Genomic DNA, 19,755 nt, shown 5'->3' on the forward strand with positions numbered 1-19,755 from the left:
TTAAAAGAAATCAATTTATTTAAAATGGTAATACCAAGACAAAGGTTGAGTTATGACAATTAAAGTAGGAATTAACGGTTTTGGCCGTATGGGACGTTTATCTTTTCGTGCAGCATTTGATTGGGATGATGTCGAATTTGTACATATCAATGACCCTGCAGGTGACGCTACTACACTCGCTCACTTAGTTAATTTTGACTCAGTTCATGGACGCTGGGCACATGAAGCCGTTGCTACTGACAATATCATTGAAGTGAATGGTCATAAGATTGTTTGTACTGCCAACAAATCGATTGCCGATACTGATTGGTCAGGTTGTGATGTGGTGATTGAAGCCTCAGGTAAAATGAAAACCAAGGCAAAGCTACAAGCTTATTTAGATCAAGGCGTGAAACGTGTTGTTGTTACTGCACCAGTTAAAGAAGATGGCGTGTTAAATGTGGTTATGGGCGTGAATCATCAAGATTATGATAAAGCTATTCACCCAATTATTACCGCAGCATCTTGTACAACCAACTGTTTAGCGCCAGTCGTTAAAGTGATTCACGAATCATTAGGTATTGTTCATGGTTCAATGACAACCATTCACGATATCACTAATACCCAGACTATTCTCGATGCGCCCCATAAAGACTTACGCCGCGCTCGGGCTTGCGGTATGAGCTTAATTCCAACGACAACAGGTTCTGCGACCGCCATTACCCATATTTTTCCAGAGCTTAAAGGTCGCTTAAATGGTCACGCTATCCGTGTTCCGCTAGCGAATGCTTCAATTACTGATTGTGTATTTGAAGTAAGTCGTGAAACCACGGAAGCTGAAGTGAACCAATTACTCAGCGAGGCTGCTGCAGGCGATCTAGATGGTGTACTTGGTTTTGAAACCAGACCTTTAGTGTCTATTGATTATAAAACTGATCCACGCTCAGGTGTGATTGATGCTCCATCGACCATGGTTGTAAATGGCACTCAAGTGAAGCTGTACGTATGGTATGACAATGAGTGGGGTTATGCCAATCGCACCGCTGAACTCATGCGTTTAGTAGGCTTACAAGATAAAGCAGACGCTTAATCATTGAGTTAAATTCATTAAATCAGTATGTGCTGAGTGATATAAGGTTGTAGCGATGTCTTTTGTGGCTAAACTGGCAAATTTGCCCACTGAAATTAAACAATACTTAATTGTGACGGGTAATTACTGGGCTTTTACACTGACAGATGGTGCCTTGCGCATGCTGGTGGTACTGCATTTTCATGGGCTAGGTTTTAGCCCAATTGAAATTGCGATGCTGTTTTTATTCTACGAAATCTTTGGTGTCGTCACTAACTTGGTTGGTGGCTGGCTAGGAGCAAGAGTAGGGTTAAATCGGACCATGAACATTGGTCTTGGAATGCAAGTAATTGCATTATCAATGTTGTTAGTCCCTACAACATGGTTAACCGTTGTATGGGTTATGGCAGCTCAGGCTTTATCTGGTATAGCCAAAGACTTGAATAAAATGAGCGCCAAAAGCGCGATTAAGACATTGGTGCCTGCTGGTGCTGAAGGTACGTTATACCAGTGGGTTGCTATTCTTACTGGCTCTAAAAATGCACTCAAAGGTGTGGGCTTTTTCTTAGGTGGCGCTTTATTAAGTCTATTTGGTTTTCAAATCGCTATTTTGATCATGGCTGTGGCGTTGTTGCTAGTTTGGGTATTTAGTGTTTTAACCTTAAAAAGCCAACTAGGAAAAGCGACAGCTAAACCCAAGTTTACCGAGATATTTTCTAAAAGTAGTACCATCAACTATTTATCTGCTGCACGGTTGTTTTTATTTGCCGCAAGAGATGTGTGGTTTGTGGTTGCGCTACCGGTGTTTCTTGCTAGTCAATTTGGCTGGGATCATTGGTATGTAGGTGGCTTTTTAGCGCTTTGGGTTATCGCTTATGGCGCAGTGCAATCTTTTGCCCCTTACTTTACCGGTAAGAAGCAAGGCAAAGTACCTGATGGTAAAAGTGCTTTTGTGTGGGCGGCGGTGTTAGCAATTATCCCTGCAATGATTGCATTGGCATTAGCAGCTGATTGGTATATTCATCTTGTGTTGATTGGCGGTTTATTGCTGTTTGGTGGTTTGTTTGCTGTGAACTCTTCGATGCATAGCTATTTGATAGTGAGCTATGCCGATAAAGATGGCGTGTCTTTAGATGTTGGCTTTTATTATATGGCTAATGCCATGGGCAGGCTGATAGGTACGCTGTTGTCAGGTTGGGTATTTCAACAATATGGGCTCGAGGCTTGTTTGTGGCTCTCGACTGTGATGATTGCGCTTGCAGCTATAATTTCAACTCGATTACCGCAGCACAATGGTTAATACACAACGGTTAATACACACTGTCATGATGAACTATTTTGACTATGTGAATACAGATAAGCTGCAGAAACGTTTTATTCGATTTGCAGCGTTAAGCGCTTTGTAATTCAGTAAAGTAATCGGCATCGATACCAAATAGGCACAAATAATTGTCTGTGTTGTAAGTATCATTATTATTATCGGTAATGGTACTTACCCCTTCTGACTCAAATTGGTTCAACTTCTTTAATAGCATTTGCTGAGTTTTACGCTCCATCATCAACTCAATATCTAACATTTGCTGATATTCACTCACTTGTAAGTGAGATTTAGCTAGTCTGCGTAATTTACGATATGGAGTCACTACCTTAGTGTCCCAGTCTTCAATCGTTGCTGCTAAAGTTTCCCATTGTGCCAGTGGTAAATAATGAGTTTTTTTATCTAAATACTGAGCTAGCAATAATAGGTTTACATTAACTTGGTAGTCGTCTTGAACACTGATGTAATTTAGTGGATTTAAAGCGTAGTGACTGTCGCACTCCCGCCAAATTAATGAGTTAAATTGTTGCACAGAGCCTTCTCCTAAAAGGTAATATCCATATAATTGAAATCAATATAAGCTGTTTTGTAACGTATTATAATTGTTGCTTCTTAGCAGTTTATGCTGCAATAAAACGTTAAGCTTTATACATTGAACGGTTCACTCCTTGACCAGTTTAATACCTCGGAAAGCACTGAGAGTTGCTAATGTCACTCTCAGTTTTGTTTCAGCTCTAGCTTCCGCAGCTTAACTCAGAGTGAACTCTTGCTCGATAAGTTCAATTTGCTCCTGAATTTCAAGCCATGTCATTTCGCTTTCATCCATAGCTTGAGTGAGCTCGGTTCTTTCATTAAGCACTTTAGTCATTTTAGCCTTATTTTCAGCCTCGTAAAGTGAACCATCTGCTAAATCAATTTCAAGCTCAGCTAAACGGCTGGTTATCTTCTGCTGCTGACTTTCGAGCTTAATTTGTTGCTTACGTAGAGGTGACACTTTTTGTCTCAACTCTGCCTCAATGCGCTTTTGCTGCTTTTTATCAAGGGCTGGCTTAACATTGTTATCTTTTGCTTCTGAAGATTGCGACGTTTTTGCAGCATCTAATAACCATTGATGATAATCATCTAGATCGCCTTGGAAAGGCTTCACAGCACCTTGGTCTACAAGGTAATAGTCACTACAGCTTAACCGTAAAAGATGTCGATCATGTGACACAATAACCATGGCACCTTCAAAAGTCTGCAGTGCCATCGTCAATGCGTGACGCATTTCTAAATCAAGGTGGTTGGTAGGTTCATCGAGTAGCAGTACATTAGGTTTTTGCCATACTAACAGTGCTAATACTAAACGTGCTTTTTCGCCGCCAGAGAAGGGCTTAACTGCCGACATAGCCATATCGCCATTAAAGCCAAAGCCGCCTAAGAAACTTCTTAATTCCAGTTCTTTGGCGTTAGGCGCCAAGCGGACTAAGTGCTGCAATGGGGTGTCATCTAAACTTAAAAATTCGATTTGATGTTGGGCAAAGTAACCAATATTAAGCCCAGGATTTGGTTGGTATTTACCCGTTTTCGGTTCAAGATCACCTGTAAGCAGTTTAATGAGGGTTGATTTACCCGCACCATTACGGCCGAGTAAACCGATACGAGCACCCGGTACTAGGTTGAGTTTTACCTCACTTAAAATCGTTTTGTCACCATAACCAATCGATACGTTCTCCATGGTGACCAACGGATTTGGCAGCGCATCTGGCTCACGAAAAGCCATATGGAATTGACTGTCCACTTGGGAAGGCAGCAGGTTTGCCATTTTCTCTAAAGCTTTTAAGCGGCTTTGTGCTTGTTTAGCTTTACTGGCTTTGTATCTGAAACGATCCACAAAAGACTGCATGTGAGCACGTTCCTTTTGTTGACGTTCGAACGCGGCTTGTTGTTGTGAGAGTCTTTCTGCCCGAATACGCTCAAATGAGCTGTAATTACCTTTGTAGTAATTGAGCTTAGCGTTTTCAACATGAACAATTTCATCAACAATTCCATCAATGAAATCTCGGTCATGACTGATTAATATCAGAGTGCCTTGGTAGGCTTTAATCCAGCCTTCTAACCAATACATGGTATCTAAATCTAAATGGTTGGTTGGTTCATCAAGTAGTAATAGATCTGAGCGGCATAACAGGGCTTGAGCCAAGTTAAGGCGCATTCGCCAACCACCAGAGAAACTTTTAACGGGATTACTTTGCTCGGCCTCACTAAAACCTAAACCAGCCAACAGCGAGCTACCGCGCGAACGAATAGCATAGCCACCGATTGCATCTATTTTGCCATGGATAAGGGCGATGTCATGGCCATTATCTTCATCTTGTGCTTTAGCTAATTGGGCTTCAAGTTGTCGAAATTCAATATCACCATCAAGTACATATTCAAGAGCTGATACTTCTAGAGCTGGTGTTTCTTGAGCTACAGTCGCCACTTGCCATCCTGCAGGTAAACCAAACTCACCTTTATCCAACTGTAACTTGCCTAAAATGAGTGCCAGTAAAGAAGATTTCCCAGTACCGTTCGCGCCGACTAAGCCGACTTTATGGCCTGGATATACGGTGAGGTTGGCTTCATCGAGTAGGGTTTTAGTTCCGCGAATGAGCTGGGCTTGACTGATGTTGATCATGAATGGCAACTTGATTGGTGATAATACAAAAAGTGCAGCGATAATAGCGTAAATGATACTTTTTTAACACTAGAGCGAGACTGGATTGGCCAATTCGTGGCAAAATACTGCTATTGATATAGCAATTGCATAGAAGAACAATAATAAGATTATGACCAAAATTAAAAAACGCTTTGTAGCTGGGGCTAAATGTCCTAAATGTCATGCTCAAGACAGTATTCAATTATTTAAAGAAAATGGCATTGAAACCGTTGAGTGTACCGATTGTGATTATCGTGAACAGCAAACTGAAGCTAAAGTGGCTGAAAAAGCCACTGGTAATGTTATTGGGGTATTTAAGCCTGATTAATAGGCTTACTCTTACTAGAGTCTGCAGGATAAGAAGTATGAGTAGCTAATGTGAGAATTAACATTAGATTTAGCTTTGAATTGATTGAGATATTCAGGGAATAGAATGAGGGAATGAGAAAGGAATAAAAAGGCTAAACAACTAAACCGTCGTCAATTTTAGCCTTCCTCTTTCGCTAAATCACTATCATTAGCGCTTTCTGCAAGAATTTTATTTTTGTGTTCAACCAGTACGATAATCACGTGCCGATTGTTCTTCATTAATTCATCAAAACGATTATTGATCTCAGATAAGTCTTCAACATAATCAGGATCATCTTTCTCTTTCTTGTGCCAGTAGCGGTTACGATCAAGTTTTTGAATTTCACTGGCGCGCAAAATTTCAAAGTAACTGTTTTCTTGCTTGAGTCGGTAAACTTCACTATCAAGTAATTGAATCAATTTTTCTTTAGAAATAGTTTGCTTATTAAGCAGTGCTTTCAGTGGATCTTCTTTTAAGACAATTTTATCTGAATCAACTTCAGTGGTGATCCCCAATTGATATTCAATTTTATGCTGGCGAAACTCTTTTGGACAGACAGTTTGACTGAAGGCAATTTTGTTGTCCTTCATACATTTATAAATTGTATTTGCTGAGGCATAACTGGGCCCCATAAAAAATACAATTAATAATGTCAGTAATAGTCTAATTGGCATGCGGCCACAGATCCTTTTGTCTCTCTAATATTACCTCAACACCAGTGTTAGAGGCTTATCAGATGGTTACCGCTAGTGGGCCAACATCCATTGGCACTAGTAGGTTGTGAATTATTATAGTCGGTTGTAGTAATAATGTTTAATATACTTATTTACTATGGCTTAATTTTAACGATAAAACCAGTTTTTTGACAGTAGATTTTTTATTGTCACTGTGTAACTTTGCGTTAAATATGTAAGACTTAGTACACGATCGACTAAGTCTTACACCATGAATAGCGAATGGATTAGCGGGTGAAGGTGAGGTTATCGATTAGGCGGGTGTTACCCAAATAAGCGGCGACTAAGATCACTAGGTTGTTATCTTCGCTGGTTACAGGGGCTAAATTAGTGGCATTTCTAACGGATAAATAATCCATTTTAAAGCCAGATTTAACTAAGAAATCTACTGCAAGCGATTCACTTTGCTCAATATTTTCGCCATTGGTAACCTCAGAAGCCAGCTTGTCCATACACCTTTTAATGGCGGCAGCTTGTTGCTTTTGCTCTAAGGTTAAATAACCGTTTCTTGAGCTCATGGCTAAACCCGATGCTTCTCTGATTGTGTCAATGCCAATAATCTTTATTGGTAATGATAAATCTTCAGCCATGGCTTTAATCACCATAAGCTGTTGATAGTCTTTACGACCAAAAACTGCCACATCAGCTTGAACGATATTAAACAGTTTACAAACCACTGTTGCGACACCGCGAAAATGTCCTGGTCGACTTGCACCGCAAAACTCATCGCCAATATTTGGCACTTCAACGAAAGTTTGCTGCTCAAGGCCTTTAGGATAGATGATGTCAGGCGTTGGCGTAAACAGTAATTCAGCGCCAGCACTTACTAGGGCTTCGCTGTCTGCAGCTAATGTACGCGGGTAGGCATCAAGATCTTCATTTTGGCCAAACTGCATTGGATTGACAAAAATAGACACGACTACATGGTCAGCTCGCTTTAAGGCTTCTGTCACTAATGTGATATGGCCTTTATGCAAGTTCCCCATGGTTGGTACAAAGGCAACGGTATCACCTTGCATGTGCCATTGTTTTACTTGAGCTCTGATTTCAGCAATGTTCGCTGTGGTAATCATCAATATTTACCTAGTTGTACGATATATTTTAAAGCGTTTAGTTATCTACAATAAGCTGCACAAGATCAAACGCTTTTTTGCTATCAATGGTTGTAAAGGAGTTCTTAGTTAAAAGAATGCTCATCAGCTGGGAAAGTGCCATTGGCCACTTCTTCAATATAGGCTTTTACAGCTGAGCGAATTTCACCGGTTTGCTGTAAATAGTTCTTAGAGAACTTAGGGATATAACCACTAGAGATCCCTAATACATCATGCATGACTAAGATTTGTCCGTCTGTATCACGGCCTGCTCCAATACCAATAACCGGAATGGTTAACGCTTCAGAGATACGCTTAGCTAAAGAGCTAGGAATGCATTCAACCACAAGTAATTGCGCGCCTGCATTTTGCAGTGCTAAGGCATCATCAATCATTCGTTGTGCTTTATCTTCTTCACGGCCTTGGACTTTAAAACCACCAAAGACATGTACTGATTGCGGGGTTAAACCCAAGTGGGCACAAACTGGAATGCCGCGTTCAGTGAGCATTTTAACGCTATCAAGTAACCACTCTCCGCCTTCAAGTTTGACCATAGTCGCGCCAGCTTGCATCAGAATTGCAGCATTGGCCATGGTTTGCTCTGGAGTGGCATAACTCATGAACGGCATATCAGCGATAAGCAGAGCACGTTGACAGCCGCGGTTAACACTGGCTGTATGGTAGGCAATGTCATTAACCGTCACAGGTAAAGTGTCGCTGTGACCTTGAAGCACCATACCTAAAGAATCACCGACCAGTAAAACATCGACGCCTTCACTATCAAATGCACCTGCAAAACTGGCATCGTAAGCGGTGAGTGCGGTAAATTTCTTACCTTCTTGTTTGAATTTTATGAGGGTTGAGCTAGTGACTTTTGACATAATAAACTCTTAGAAGCAATTCATATTCAAGTAATGGATATGCGATGCCAACGGCATAAAAGCTGATTAAATTTGAACTAATTCAGCTCGCATCTCACGGGTAATTAAGCTTGTTAATTCGGTATTGCAAGGCAGTATTAACTCTTGATTAATATCTGCAAGAGGAATGAGAACAAAACTGCGCTGCTTCATTCCATAATGGGGGACTGATAATCGAGGCTCATCGATGATTTGCTTTCCATACAACAAGATATCTAAATCCAGTGTACGAGGTCCCCAGCGTACTTCTCTGACACGGCCTTGAGTATTTTCAATTTCTTGCAGTGCATCGAGTAAAGCAAGAGGTTTAAGCTCTGTGTTAAATTGTGCCACACCATTGACGTAATCGGGTTGTGCTACGTCGCCCATTGGGACTGAACGATAAAGTGGCGACACAGTCACTGCAGAATCTAATGCTATGCTTTTTAAAGCCAGTACAGCATCATGAATTTGCTGTACTGGTTCATTTAGGTTTGCACCTAACGCCACATATACCGTGGTGCTCATGGTTAACCTTTTTTATCAGCTTTGGGGGCTGGTTGGGCTTCCGGTGCACCTGAAGCATCTGTTTTTGGTTTGTTTGGACGGCGACGCTTGCGCTGGTGGGCATTGCGATTACGACTCGGGCCCTTTTTACTGCTTTTAGCTATTTCAGAGCGTTCTTGTTCGTCTGCTTCAACAAAGGACTTCCACCAAGCGGCAATTTTACCAATATTGCCAGCTTCTGCTTCACCACGAAGTAGCAATAAATCATAAGCTGCACGGAACTTAGGATGCTCAAGTAGTTTAAAAGCACGGGTGCCTTGGCTACGTTCAAGACGTAATTGTAACTGCCAAATGTCTTTAGCTGGTGTGCTAAAACGACGCGGAATGCTAATGGTGCGACATTGTTGCTCCATCACATCACCCATAGCTGCCACGTGGGCATCGTAATGGGTTAAGCCACTTTCAAGCGCTATATCATCAGCACGTTGCTTTAATGGGTACCAAAGCAGGGCTGCGTAGAAGAACGCTGGTGTCACAGGTTTATCTTGGCTAACGCGTAAATCGGTGTTGCTCATAACGGCATTGAGCATTTTGGCTGTATAGCCATTAGGTTGCTCTTTGATTTGTGCTGAAATTTGCGGGAATAATGGCTGAAATAAGCCTAAATCTCGCATCATTTCGTAATTAGCTTGTGCTTTACCGGCAAAAAATAGTTTCAGTACTTCTTCGTACATTCTTGCTGCAGGAATATCTTTTAGCAGTGGTGCTAACTCTTTAATTGGCGCAGCTGTTTTTGGCTCGATTTGCATATCAAGTTTAGTGGCAAAACGCACTGCACGAAGCATACGTACCGGATCTTCACGGTAACGAGTTTCAGGATCGCCAATTAAACGAATGGTTCTGGCATCTAAATCACTGATGCCACCGCCGTAACTGCGGATCGAGTAATCACTGATATCGTAATAAAGTGCGTTTACCGTAAAGTCACGGCGCTCGGCATCTTCATCGATTTCGCCATAGACGTTGTCACGTAACAAGCGCCCTTCAGCATTGGACTTTGAAATCTTGTCGTCAGTTTCACCGTGATGGCCACGGAAAGTTGCAACTTCAATGACGTCACGACCAAATACAATGTGGGCCAATCTAAATCTACGTCCCACAAGACGGCTGTTGCGGAATAATTTTTTGATTTCTTCTGGGGTAGCGTTAGTCACTACGTCGAAATCTTTAGGTTCCATGCCTAGAAGTATATCGCGAACACCACCGCCAACTAGATAGGCTTTGTAGCCAGACTTGCTAAGTCGGTATAGGACTTTGAGTGCATTCTCACTGATTTGACGCCTAGATATTGTATGGGCATCTCTGGTGACAATGTCCAGGCGCAGTCCGTCATCCTGAGCTTCTGGCTCAATAACTGGAGTGGATTTATTGTCTTCAAACAGTTGTTTGCAGAATTGGCTAATACGGCGAAAAATAATACACCTCGAACGATACGATTAATGGTTAAAATAAAATGGTTAAAAATCTGGCGGCTATGATATACCAATTGTAAGCTAATGAGTATATCACTGCGCTATCAGAATCTCAGATACTTGAGGAATATCAGTAATACTAAATTGCTCGCAAGCTTGTTTTAGCATGATATCCACATGATCAGTGTCTACTTGTGCTTGCCCTAAAAACTGCAACGCTGCATTTATACTGGCTTGTGGCCGTTTTACATCAATGGCATTGGCATAATTTTGTTTAGATAATTTAAAGCCGGGTTTTGTACAGGCAAGGGGTAAGTGCAGCCAGTTCGGTGAACAAAAACCAAGAATTTTATTCATGCTGAGTTGTCTGCAGCTAGTTTCGAGTAAATCGCAACCTCGGACAATTTCTGTAATGCCTTGAAAAGCGTCATCGATAACCACAGCCAGTTGATATGCGTATAAACCATCACTGCGTTTGATGATAAAATCTTCGCCAGCAAAACTTTCACTAACTGTCACATTACCCATTAATAAGTCATCAAATTGATCTATTTTGGCACTATTTCGTATTCGAATAGCACCTTGGTTATGTGGCGTCGATAATTGTCCGCAGCGACTATCGTATACACCGCCCATTTGGCCAATTTGTTTACGGGTACATTGGCAAAAGTAGGCTAAATCATGACTTAATAATATATCAATTTGATTTTGATACACTTCTGTTCGCTGACTTTGATATAACTCTTGATCATCCCAACATAATCCATAGGCTTCTAGCGTCGCTAGAATGTCACGACTTGCGCCCCTTACTTCACGTGGAGGATCAATATCTTCAATACGAACCAACCATTTTCCATTTTGATGTTTTGCGCGAAGGTAACTTCCGAGTGCAGCAATGAGGGAGCCGAAATGCAATGGGCCAGAAGGTGATGGAGCAAAGCGACCAATATAATGAGGTGAGTTCACCGATATACCTTTTGCTTAAATCAGTTTAGCGATAGGAAAAATACAAAAACAAAGGGCGAGAATAATCTCGCCCAATATACTGATATCGGAAAATAGTTTGAACCGATTGTCAGTGGTTGCTGAATTAGCCAGCCATTTGCTTTTCTTTAATTTCAGCAAGTGTCTTACAGTCGATACATTGATCAGCTGTTGGACGTGCTTCAAGACGGCGGATACCGATCTCAACACCACAAGAATCACAGAAGCCAAAATCATCTTCTTCAATTTTTTGTAATGTTTTTTCAATCTTTTTAATTAGTTTACGTTCTCTGTCACGAGCACGTAATTCTAAACTAAATTCTTCTTCCTGGGCTGCGCGATCAACTGGATCTGGGAAGTTAGCAGCTTCGTCTTGCATATGGTTCAACGTGCGGTCAACTTCTTCACGTAACTGGTTACGCCAAGCTTCTAAAATCATTTTAAAATGACCACGTTGCTCTTCACCCATATACTCCTCACCAGCTTTTTCCTGGTAAGGTTCTACACCTGCGATAGCGAGTACGCCGAGTTTTTTGGTGCCTTCAGGCATAACGCATCTCCTGTAATAATTAGCGATTTATGTGCGTCGTAAAATTTATGGCCGCTATCTATAGCAGAAACTCTATAGCGTGGCAAATTATTTGATTAGTAATTTTATCTTTTTTGAACTAAACAATTACTTTGCATGAACGGGTCAGGGTACTTGAGATAGCCGATAATTCAGTTTGATAAGCTAAAACTTCTACGCCGCTATTTACCGCTTGTTTTAGTAATAATGCATATTGCGGATCGATATGCTCTGCCGCTTGCACGATATTGATACCAGTATGCTGAACAACAAACAGCAATACTGCTCTATGACCTAGACTAACCATATGCATTAGCTCGCGCAAATGCTTTTGACCCCTTGTTGTGACTGAATCGGGGAAATAGCCTACTGTTTGCTCTAATAATGTACAGCTTTTGATTTCCACATAGCATAAAGGTCGATTGTCCTCGCTTAACAGTATATCTATGCGGCTATTTTCGTCACCGTATTTAACCTCTCGCTTAATGCTTGAGTAACCAGCTAACTCAGTTATCACTCCTGCTTTTATGGCTTCTTCTGCTAGTGCGTTAGCTCTACCTGTGTTGATCCCAATAAGGTGTTGCTCTGTGGTTTGTGCTATTTCCCAAGTGTTTGGGTATTTTCGTTTAGGGTTATCAGAGGTCGAAAACCACACCTTTTCACCTGGGAATAAGCAGTTTTTCATTGACCCCGTATTCGGGCAATGAATGGTTATTTCTGTTCCGTCATCAAGTCTGACATCAGCTAAAAAACGTTTATAGCGTTTAATCAAGGTTCCCTGTTGCAGCGCTGGGGTAAAGTCCATGAAAAAGTTTTCTCCGAAAAATAGTGTTTACACTTTTTATTGATAACTATATTGGTTTTTGTCACGTTTCATTATCGAATTACAGTACACTTAGCCCATTAGAAACAAAAGTTACAATGCAAGAACAACAAGGAAATCATAATGGAAATAATGACCGTTACCCTAACACAAGAAGCGCCACAGAGCCTTTGGGGTAAAGCAGATGTTACTTATCAAGGCAGCCAAGCATTAATTCACTTATCTGGTACTGATGAATTACGTCAGGTACAAATGGCCGCGAGAAAAATTCGTAGCCAAGGTGTGGATAAGGTTCAGCTAGAAGGTTCACTTTGGAACATAGATTCACAATGGGCTTTTTCACAAGGTTTCACCACAGCTAAAGGTGCGTTTGAAGTAATTTGGTGTGGCGATAATGACACTCAAACGACCCTGACTCATCGTTCTGAGTCGGCAAGTTTTGCGCGTATGCTAGTTAATGAAACGCCAGAAGAGTTATCGCCAGTGATTTTGGCTAACCATGCAGCTAAATGGTTAAAAGCAATCGGTGGTGACAAGGTCAGTTATGAAATCATTGAAGGCCAAGAGTTACTAGAAGCCCAGTGGATTGGGTTACATGCTGTAGGCCGTGGCAGTGAACGTCCGCCTGCTATGTTGGTGCTTGATTTCAATCCATTAGATGCAGATGCCGAGGTATCAACCGCCTTAGTGGGTAAAGGTATCACCTTTGATTCTGGCGGCTACAGCATTAAGCCATCTGAAGGCATGCTTGATATGAAGTGTGATATGGGCGGTGCGGCAACAGTAACAGCTGCATTAGGCCTTGCAATGAAAGCAGGCCTTAATAAACGCGTGAAACTTTTCTTATGCTGTGCTGAGAATCTTATTAGTGGGCATGCATATAAGTTAGGTGACATTTTAACTTATAAGAATGGTGTGACCGTAGAAGTGGTTAACACTGATGCTGAAGGGCGCCTAGTGCTTGCTGATGGTTTACAGGCTGCATCTGATACTGGTGCTGAGCTGATTATTGATGCGGCAACATTAACTGGCGCTGCAGTAATGGCAGTAGGTACTAACTACAATGCTATTTTCTCTCCTCAAATGGAAACCTTGCAGCTTGCGCAGCAACAAGCGGCAACAGTGGCTGAAAATGTGTGGCCGTTACCATTAGATGCTTGGCACAAAGATATGTGTCCATCTCCTTTTGCTGACACAGCCAATAGCCGTGCAATGAAAGGTGGCGGAGCTGGTGGTGCTTCAAATGCTGCTGGTTTCTTATGGCGTTTTGTTCGTCCAGACGTTAACTGGTTGCATATGGATTTAGCAGGGGCTTATGCATCATCTGCTAACTCTTTATGGAGTGCTGGTGCTACGGGTCATGGTGTACTGACAATTGCAGCGATACTGAATAAGTAACAGTACTACTGTGCAATAGAATGTCGCTGTATTATTCAAAAAGCCGCTTAATGCGGCTTTTTTGTGGCTGAACATTTTTTACTAAATCAAAGGCCAGCTTTTCATGGGAATATAGTTAACTCCAGCAGCTGTGGTTTGTGATTCAAATAAAATAAGTTCATCGATGTCTATGATGAAAGGGCTAAACTCGGTTGTCATGATGGGTTTGCTTGTGTTTAAAAGATCACTTATTGGTTGATGTTCAAAGGGGGGGGAGCTTACTTGGCGAAATAAGCTAATATGAGGTCGATAAGCATGTTGGCTTTGATATAAATTAAGCTTTCGAGAAACCTCGGCTAATTTCACAGCGATATGGGCTAACTCATCATTGGCTTTCCCTTCTATACACACTACCTTGGCATTCGACCAATAAGCGATACTTTCAAGGACTTGACTGGAACGCTTGAATGACATTGAAGAGATAAGAGAATCGATTTTTTGCATATCAATTTGACTGGTTTGTCCTAAAAATGCGGCTGTTATGTGTAAATTAACCATTTGTACTGGTTTTGCAGACGGATTGATTGTCGCTTCTAATTGCTGTTGTACATCGATTAACCCTTGCTGATTCTTGACTGTTAAGGGAAATCCAATAAAAGTGCGTTTACTATCATTTTTGGACATTAAATCACCTTATAAATCGTTCTTAATTGAATTGTATCGCAAAGGGTTATTATCTAGGTTAATTTACAGGAAACTTTAGTTAAAGATAATCGGGTAGGTTGCCATTTTTAATCTAATATTACTTATATGGATTAAAAATGTGGTTAACTTTAAGGGAAGTAAGTTTGCCACTGAACATGAGTATTTTTGCTGAATACTTTAGCTTCTGAGAGCTTAACTTCTGAGAACCTTTCTACAGAGTAAGTGAGTTAAATTGTCATTAAATAATGAGTTAGTGAATGATTGATAGCGAATTGGAATCGATATGGGTCAGTAAACAGTCTGCTGAATTAAGTAGCTTGCTATCTTCTGAGCAAGTGACAGCAGAGATCGAACATTTACAGCAACAACTTAACTGCGACGGTGTGGTGGTTATTTTATCGCAAATCTCTGAGCACATTACCAGTGACTTTGTTGCTCAAGCGAATGCATTAAAAGTGTATGAATCTAATAGCCAACAGGCAGAAATGCTTGGTTTAGCGCTAGTTTCATTTCCCATCCTTTGTGAACAATTACTACTAAATCAAAATTCAGGTTTATTTCCTAGCATCGTCTCTACTGAGACTGAACAAAAAGGCTTTTCCGAGTTATTAACCAATGAGCTGAGTGGACTGTGTAGTGGGTTAACTAAACCTATTGTGTTACACATTAATCATTGCGTCGTGATTGGTAATAGCCGTTTATGTTTAATCTCTTATCAGCATAAAACAGATGACTTTAACACCGCAGAAAGGGCAAACACAGATACGTTTCATAAAGGTAATGAAAGTACGTTAAAGGTGTGTTCTCACGCGGAATTGACTCGGGTTTCTGAGCTATTAAATAATAAAGAAATTCAATACTTAGAGTTATTTCAACAGCTTCCTGTAGCCTGTGCACTAATTGATAAAGATGACAATGTCAGTAAACAAAACCAAGTTGCCATTCACAACTTACCGCTGCGCCTAAACGAGAGTTTATTCTCAATGATCAATTCAGATGATCATTTGTTACTTGAAGATTGTCTGCATATCGTACGAGAAGGTGCATTGCACCAGTCATGGTGTGAAATTCCATTGATTATCGGCGGGACAAAGCATTGGTATAAAATGAGTTTTTGCCGTGCACTAGATATTGAACAGCACTTATTGATGATGGTTGAAGATATATCAGAGCGATATCGTTTAGCGGATGAATTATCTTTTCAATCAAACTATGACCCTCTAACTGGCTTGCCAAATCGAGTACAGTTTGAAGCTATGTTAGAAGAGGTGATTGATACTCAAGATCGTTTACCTGCATGTGTTGCTTTTCTCGATTTAGATCAGTTTCAAGTGATTAACGATGTCAGCGGTCATAAAGCAGGTGATGAGCTCCTGTGTCAGGTATCTAAACGTTTAAGTTTGTTATTGCGAACGGGTGATATTGTCGCAAGGTTAGGTGGGGACGAATTTGGCATTCTGATGTTTCATGCCGATAAAGAATCGGCGGAGCAAGTTGCTAAGCGTATTTGTCAGCAGTTATCGCAACATGAATTCACTTGGGGTGAGATCACTCATAATGTCAGTATTAGCATGGGGTTATCAGAACTTAATTCTCGCACAGAAGATATTTATAGTGTTATGAGTCAAGCCGATGCTGCATGTCGAATAGCAAAAGAAGACGGTCGCAATCGTTGGCATTTTTATAGTAAAAATGATCCGCAAATGCACCAGTTATATAATCAAATGTTAGCGTCAGTGGATATCATTTCTGCACTAGCGTTAAATCAGTTTGAGCTGTTTTATCAACTCATTGAGCCATTGTCGTCAGATGAATCTGGTATTCATATGGAAATTTTACTGCGCATGGTGCAAGAAGATGGTCGGTATGTTTCTCCTGGTGTCTTTTTACCTGCAGCAGAGCGCTATAACCTTGCTTCACGTATCGATCGCTGGGTCATCGATAACCTATTAAAGTGGGGCGCTCGCCACATTGAAATATGGGAACAACTTTCGATGGTATCGGTAAATTTATCAGCACTGTCTTTATCCGATAGTAAATTTATGAGCTGGCTGGAAATGCGCTTGATGGTTGAGCCAGATTTAGTTTCAAAACTGTGTTTTGAAATTACTGAAACAGCAGCAGTGAGCCAGCTTGAACAAGCGACTGCACTAATTGATTTACTTAAACCTCTTGGTTGTAAACTGGCTCTCGATGACTTTGGTTCTGGTTTTTCAAGCTTTGCTTATCTTAAATGTTTAGATGTAGATTACGTTAAAATTGATGGTCAATTTGTGGTGAATGTTTGTGATGATCGCAGTGATAAAGCGATTGTATCTGCTATTTGCCAGCTAGGTAAAGATATGGACTTTGAAGTCATTGGTGAGTTTGTTGAAAGTGAAGCCATTGGACAGTTACTGCGCGAATTGGGGGTGGATTATGGTCAAGGTTACGCGATAGGCAAGCCAGCACGTTTGATTGAGTTGGCTTCTGGCGTTCGAACACCCTGGCTAATAAATTAGTTTCGGCTGCTTCATTTAGCAATGCTATCTCTACTTGTGAGATAGCATCAATATTCGAATATGCGTAAACTGAGCGGTATCATCCGTTGTTAAAGTAATTCTTTTGAGTTCACTACCTATCCAAGCTTTGTTTGCACCATTACAGCAAGCATTAAGCGACCATAGTCAAATTATCCTCGAAGCACCCACTGGTGCAGGTAAATCCACAGCTTTGCCTATGGCGATGCTGCAATGGCCGCAAATCAACGGCAAAATCCTGATGTTAGAACCTCGACGTGTTGCTGCTCGTAGCGTAGCGCAGTTTATTGCCTCATCAATAGGCGAAAAGGTTGGCGGCAGTGTCGGTTATCGGGTGCGTGGTGAAACTAAAGTAAGTGCAAATACACGCTTAGAAATTGTCACTGAAGGCATTTTGACAAGAATGATCCAACAAGATCCCGAGTTAACAGGTATCGAAGTGATCATTTTTGATGAAATCCACGAACGTCATTTACCCACAGACTTAGGTTTGGCATTGGCGTTAGAAGTACAAGAGTCATTGCGTGATGATTTAACGTTGATTGCCATGTCAGCAACGCTTTCTGGATTACCCCTACAACAATTAATGCCGAATGCGGCAATGCTTGTTAGCGAAGGGCGAAGCTTTGAGGTTGAAAAAGTATACCGCCCAGTACCAGGACAGCAGCAATGGTTAGAATATTTAGCCAGTGTCATTATTGATTGCGTCAGTAGTGATTCAACGGCAGTTCCTGAGCAATACCAACAAGGCTCGGTATTAGCCTTTTTACCTGGTAAAGGTGAAATCAATAAACTGCAGCGGATCTTAAGTCAAAAACTCGATAGTCAGCAATTTATCTTATGTCCGCTTTATGGAGATTTACCCCCAGCAGAGCAAGATAAAGCGATTGCTGCAGCACCTATTGGTAAAAGAAAAATTGTAATTGCTACCAATGTTGCTGAATCGAGTTTGACCATCGATGGCATTACTATTGTGGTCGACAGTGGATATAAACGAGAAGCCAGTTTTAATCCTCGTACAGGCGTGAGTCGTTTATCACTGAAGCGTATTAGCCAAGCATCTTCTATTCAGCGAGCAGGTCGTGCAGGGCGCTTAGCGCCAGGTTGTTGTGTAAGGCTGTGGGGGCAAGAAGAGCAAAGTCGTTTAGCGAAAACCGAGTCACCTGAAATTAGTTTAAGTGAATTAACTTCTATGGCGCTCGACTGCGCCTATTGGGGTGAGGGCAATATCGAAAACTTGCCTTTATTGACCTCTCCACCAGCTATTCATCAGCAAGTGGCTTGGCGGTTATTATCGCAGCTTAAACTTGTAGACCTTAGCAATAAAATTACAGCACAAGGTAAAGCCGCCTATGAGCTTGGCTGTCACCCACGTTTAGCACACATGTTACTGCAATCTAAAGTGCTTGCTAATACTCAGCAGCAAGCTGATTTGGTGTCGTTAGCGTGTTTATTAGCAGCAGTATTAGAAGCGAGAGGATTACCAAGAAAAGGCGTCGATATTAGCTATTACATCAGTATGGCTACTCAAGGGTTGATGGCTAGCCAAGTCAGAAAATGGCAGAAAATATTAGCTGTTTCAGATGATATAAAACAAATTGCCCGTGATGCAGCCAGTCGCGATATCAGTAGTTTACTAGCGTTGGCATTTCCTGACCGAATTGCCAAAGCACGTGGTAAGCAAGGATTTCAGTTGAGTAATGGGACTGGTGTTACCATTGATGTCGAAGATAATATGTCGACCCATGACTGGCTGGTAGTGGCTGACTTTCAAGAGTCTCAAGGTCGGAATGCTGGACGGGTTTATTTAGCTGCGGCGATTCACCCTGATCATATAAACCAAGATTTAGGATTTTTAATCACAGAGCACAAAGTGTGTGAATGGGACGAAAATAAGGGACGATTTTTTGCTGAGAAACAACAAAAAATTGGAGATCTTATTGTTAGCAAAGTTCGCGAAACTAACGTTGATTCAGCGCTTATCGTACAAGCTTTAATAAGTCATATTCAACAAAAAGGGTTAAGTATTCTTAACCTTGATGAGCGTTTTTATCAGCTACAATACCGCCTAAAACTTGCGCAGCAGTTTGCGCCAGAATATGACTGGCCGTCTTTAGACAGTGAAGATTTACTCGCGAATTTATCTGAGTGGTTGGCGCCGTATTTAACTGAGGTTAATTCGATTGCTAAATTACAAAAACTGGATATATTGAGCCACGTTAAAAATTTATTAACTTGGTCGCAGCAACAAAGCTTAAATGAACTGTTGCCAACACATTGGAAAATGGCGACAGGAACAGCGGCCCCGATCAATTATCAAATTGAGTCACCAGTTGTTGAGAAAGTGAATGAACATAGCTATGAAACAACAGAGTCTGCGATTCAAGGCCGCGCATTATTGCGGGTAAGACTACAAGAGGCTCTGGGTTTATCACAAAGCCCATTGTTACTTCATGGTAAGCTGGTGGTCACAATGGAGTTACTTTCTCCAGCCCAGCGTCCCATAGCTGTTACAGCCGACTTAGCAAGCTTTTGGCAAGGGCCTTATATAGAAGTGAAAAAAGAAATGCGAGGCCGATACCCTCGACATTTGTGGCCTGACGACCCGGTTAACACTACCCCGACTAAATTTACTAAAAAGAAAACGCCAGGCTTACAGTAATAGCCAAGACGAATAGAAT

General features: G+C 41.3%; 17 protein-coding genes. 6 read left to right on the plus strand and 11 right to left on the minus strand.

From position 1 onward, the window contains the following. Positions 1 to 52 precede the first annotated feature (52 nt). The gene (locus K5Q58_RS02630; protein WP_220752239.1) at positions 53 to 1,069 is read left to right on the plus strand and encodes an ArsJ-associated glyceraldehyde-3-phosphate dehydrogenase; all 1,017 of its coding nucleotides are present in this window, start codon (positions 53 to 55) and stop codon (positions 1,067 to 1,069) included. Between the two features lie 55 nt (positions 1,070 to 1,124). Then, complete coding sequence (gene arsJ, locus K5Q58_RS02635) at positions 1,125 to 2,348, plus strand: organoarsenical effux MFS transporter ArsJ (RefSeq protein WP_220752241.1); 1,224 nt, start codon at positions 1,125 to 1,127, stop codon at positions 2,346 to 2,348. A 91-nt stretch (positions 2,349 to 2,439) separates the two neighbouring features. Here arsJ and K5Q58_RS02640 read toward each other — a convergent pair whose 3' ends face one another. After that, positions 2,440 to 2,898 (minus strand): DUF2390 domain-containing protein, encoded by a 459-nt coding sequence (locus K5Q58_RS02640; protein ID WP_220752243.1) that lies wholly within the window; start codon positions 2,896 to 2,898, stop codon positions 2,440 to 2,442. A gap of 216 nt (positions 2,899 to 3,114) precedes the next feature. Next, positions 3,115 to 5,025: an ABC transporter ATP-binding protein gene (locus K5Q58_RS02645; RefSeq protein WP_220752245.1), complete on the minus strand. Its 1,911-nt coding sequence runs from the start codon at positions 5,023 to 5,025 to the stop codon at positions 3,115 to 3,117. A 151-nt stretch (positions 5,026 to 5,176) separates the two neighbouring features. Between K5Q58_RS02645 and K5Q58_RS02650 the strand changes: the two genes are divergently transcribed. After that, on the plus strand, positions 5,177 to 5,374 hold the full coding sequence (locus K5Q58_RS02650) for a YheV family putative zinc ribbon protein (protein ID WP_220752247.1): 198 nt from the start codon (positions 5,177 to 5,179) through the stop codon (positions 5,372 to 5,374). Positions 5,375 to 5,532: 158 nt separating this feature from the next. Here K5Q58_RS02650 and K5Q58_RS02655 read toward each other — a convergent pair whose 3' ends face one another. From K5Q58_RS02655 to sfsA, 8 genes are all read right to left on the minus strand, one after another. Beyond that, a complete protein-coding gene (locus K5Q58_RS02655; protein ID WP_220752249.1) occupies positions 5,533 to 6,069 on the minus strand; it encodes a DUF4124 domain-containing protein in 537 nt (178 codons plus the stop codon). A gap of 287 nt (positions 6,070 to 6,356) precedes the next feature. Next, positions 6,357 to 7,202, minus strand: coding sequence for a pantoate--beta-alanine ligase (panC, locus tag K5Q58_RS02660; RefSeq protein ID WP_220752250.1), 846 nt, complete (start codon positions 7,200 to 7,202; stop codon positions 6,357 to 6,359). 104 nt (positions 7,203 to 7,306) lie between these two features. Further along, positions 7,307 to 8,101: a 3-methyl-2-oxobutanoate hydroxymethyltransferase gene (gene panB, locus K5Q58_RS02665; RefSeq protein ID WP_220752252.1), complete on the minus strand. Its 795-nt coding sequence runs from the start codon at positions 8,099 to 8,101 to the stop codon at positions 7,307 to 7,309. A 66-nt stretch (positions 8,102 to 8,167) separates the two neighbouring features. Then, a complete protein-coding gene (gene folK, locus K5Q58_RS02670) occupies positions 8,168 to 8,647 on the minus strand; it encodes a 2-amino-4-hydroxy-6-hydroxymethyldihydropteridine diphosphokinase (protein ID WP_220752254.1) in 480 nt (159 codons plus the stop codon). Positions 8,648 to 8,649: 2 nt separating this feature from the next. After that, positions 8,650 to 10,011: a polynucleotide adenylyltransferase PcnB gene (gene pcnB / locus K5Q58_RS02675; RefSeq protein ID WP_259651209.1), complete on the minus strand. Its 1,362-nt coding sequence runs from the start codon at positions 10,009 to 10,011 to the stop codon at positions 8,650 to 8,652. Between the two features lie 180 nt (positions 10,012 to 10,191). Next, positions 10,192 to 11,064: a tRNA glutamyl-Q(34) synthetase GluQRS gene (gene gluQRS / locus K5Q58_RS02680; protein ID WP_220752256.1), complete on the minus strand. Its 873-nt coding sequence runs from the start codon at positions 11,062 to 11,064 to the stop codon at positions 10,192 to 10,194. A gap of 124 nt (positions 11,065 to 11,188) precedes the next feature. After that, complete coding sequence (dksA, locus tag K5Q58_RS02685; RefSeq protein ID WP_055024924.1) at positions 11,189 to 11,632, minus strand: RNA polymerase-binding protein DksA; 444 nt, start codon at positions 11,630 to 11,632, stop codon at positions 11,189 to 11,191. Positions 11,633 to 11,750: 118 nt separating this feature from the next. Further along, positions 11,751 to 12,455, minus strand: a complete 705-nt coding sequence (gene sfsA, locus K5Q58_RS02690; RefSeq protein WP_220752258.1) for a DNA/RNA nuclease SfsA — start codon at positions 12,453 to 12,455, stop codon at positions 11,751 to 11,753. Between the two features lie 141 nt (positions 12,456 to 12,596). On the opposite strand from sfsA, the gene pepB reads away from it, so the two are divergent. Next, entirely contained in the window at positions 12,597 to 13,871 is a 1,275-nt protein-coding gene (gene pepB / locus K5Q58_RS02695; RefSeq protein ID WP_220752260.1) for an aminopeptidase PepB, read from the plus strand. 81 nt (positions 13,872 to 13,952) lie between these two features. Here the strand turns inward: pepB and thpR are convergent, their stop codons facing one another. Then, positions 13,953 to 14,534 (minus strand): RNA 2',3'-cyclic phosphodiesterase, encoded by a 582-nt coding sequence (thpR, locus tag K5Q58_RS02700; protein WP_220752262.1) that lies wholly within the window; start codon positions 14,532 to 14,534, stop codon positions 13,953 to 13,955. A gap of 278 nt (positions 14,535 to 14,812) precedes the next feature. On the opposite strand from thpR, the gene K5Q58_RS02705 reads away from it, so the two are divergent. Then, positions 14,813 to 17,056 (plus strand): bifunctional diguanylate cyclase/phosphodiesterase, encoded by a 2,244-nt coding sequence (locus K5Q58_RS02705; protein WP_220752264.1) that lies wholly within the window; start codon positions 14,813 to 14,815, stop codon positions 17,054 to 17,056. 103 nt (positions 17,057 to 17,159) lie between these two features. After that, the gene (gene hrpB / locus K5Q58_RS02710; protein WP_220752266.1) at positions 17,160 to 19,736 is read left to right on the plus strand and encodes an ATP-dependent helicase HrpB; all 2,577 of its coding nucleotides are present in this window, start codon (positions 17,160 to 17,162) and stop codon (positions 19,734 to 19,736) included. Positions 19,737 to 19,755 lie beyond the last annotated feature (19 nt).

The sequence above is a fragment of the Shewanella sp. KT0246 genome, from assembly GCF_019654955.1.
Classification (GTDB): domain Bacteria; phylum Pseudomonadota; class Gammaproteobacteria; order Enterobacterales; family Shewanellaceae; genus Shewanella; species Shewanella goraebulensis.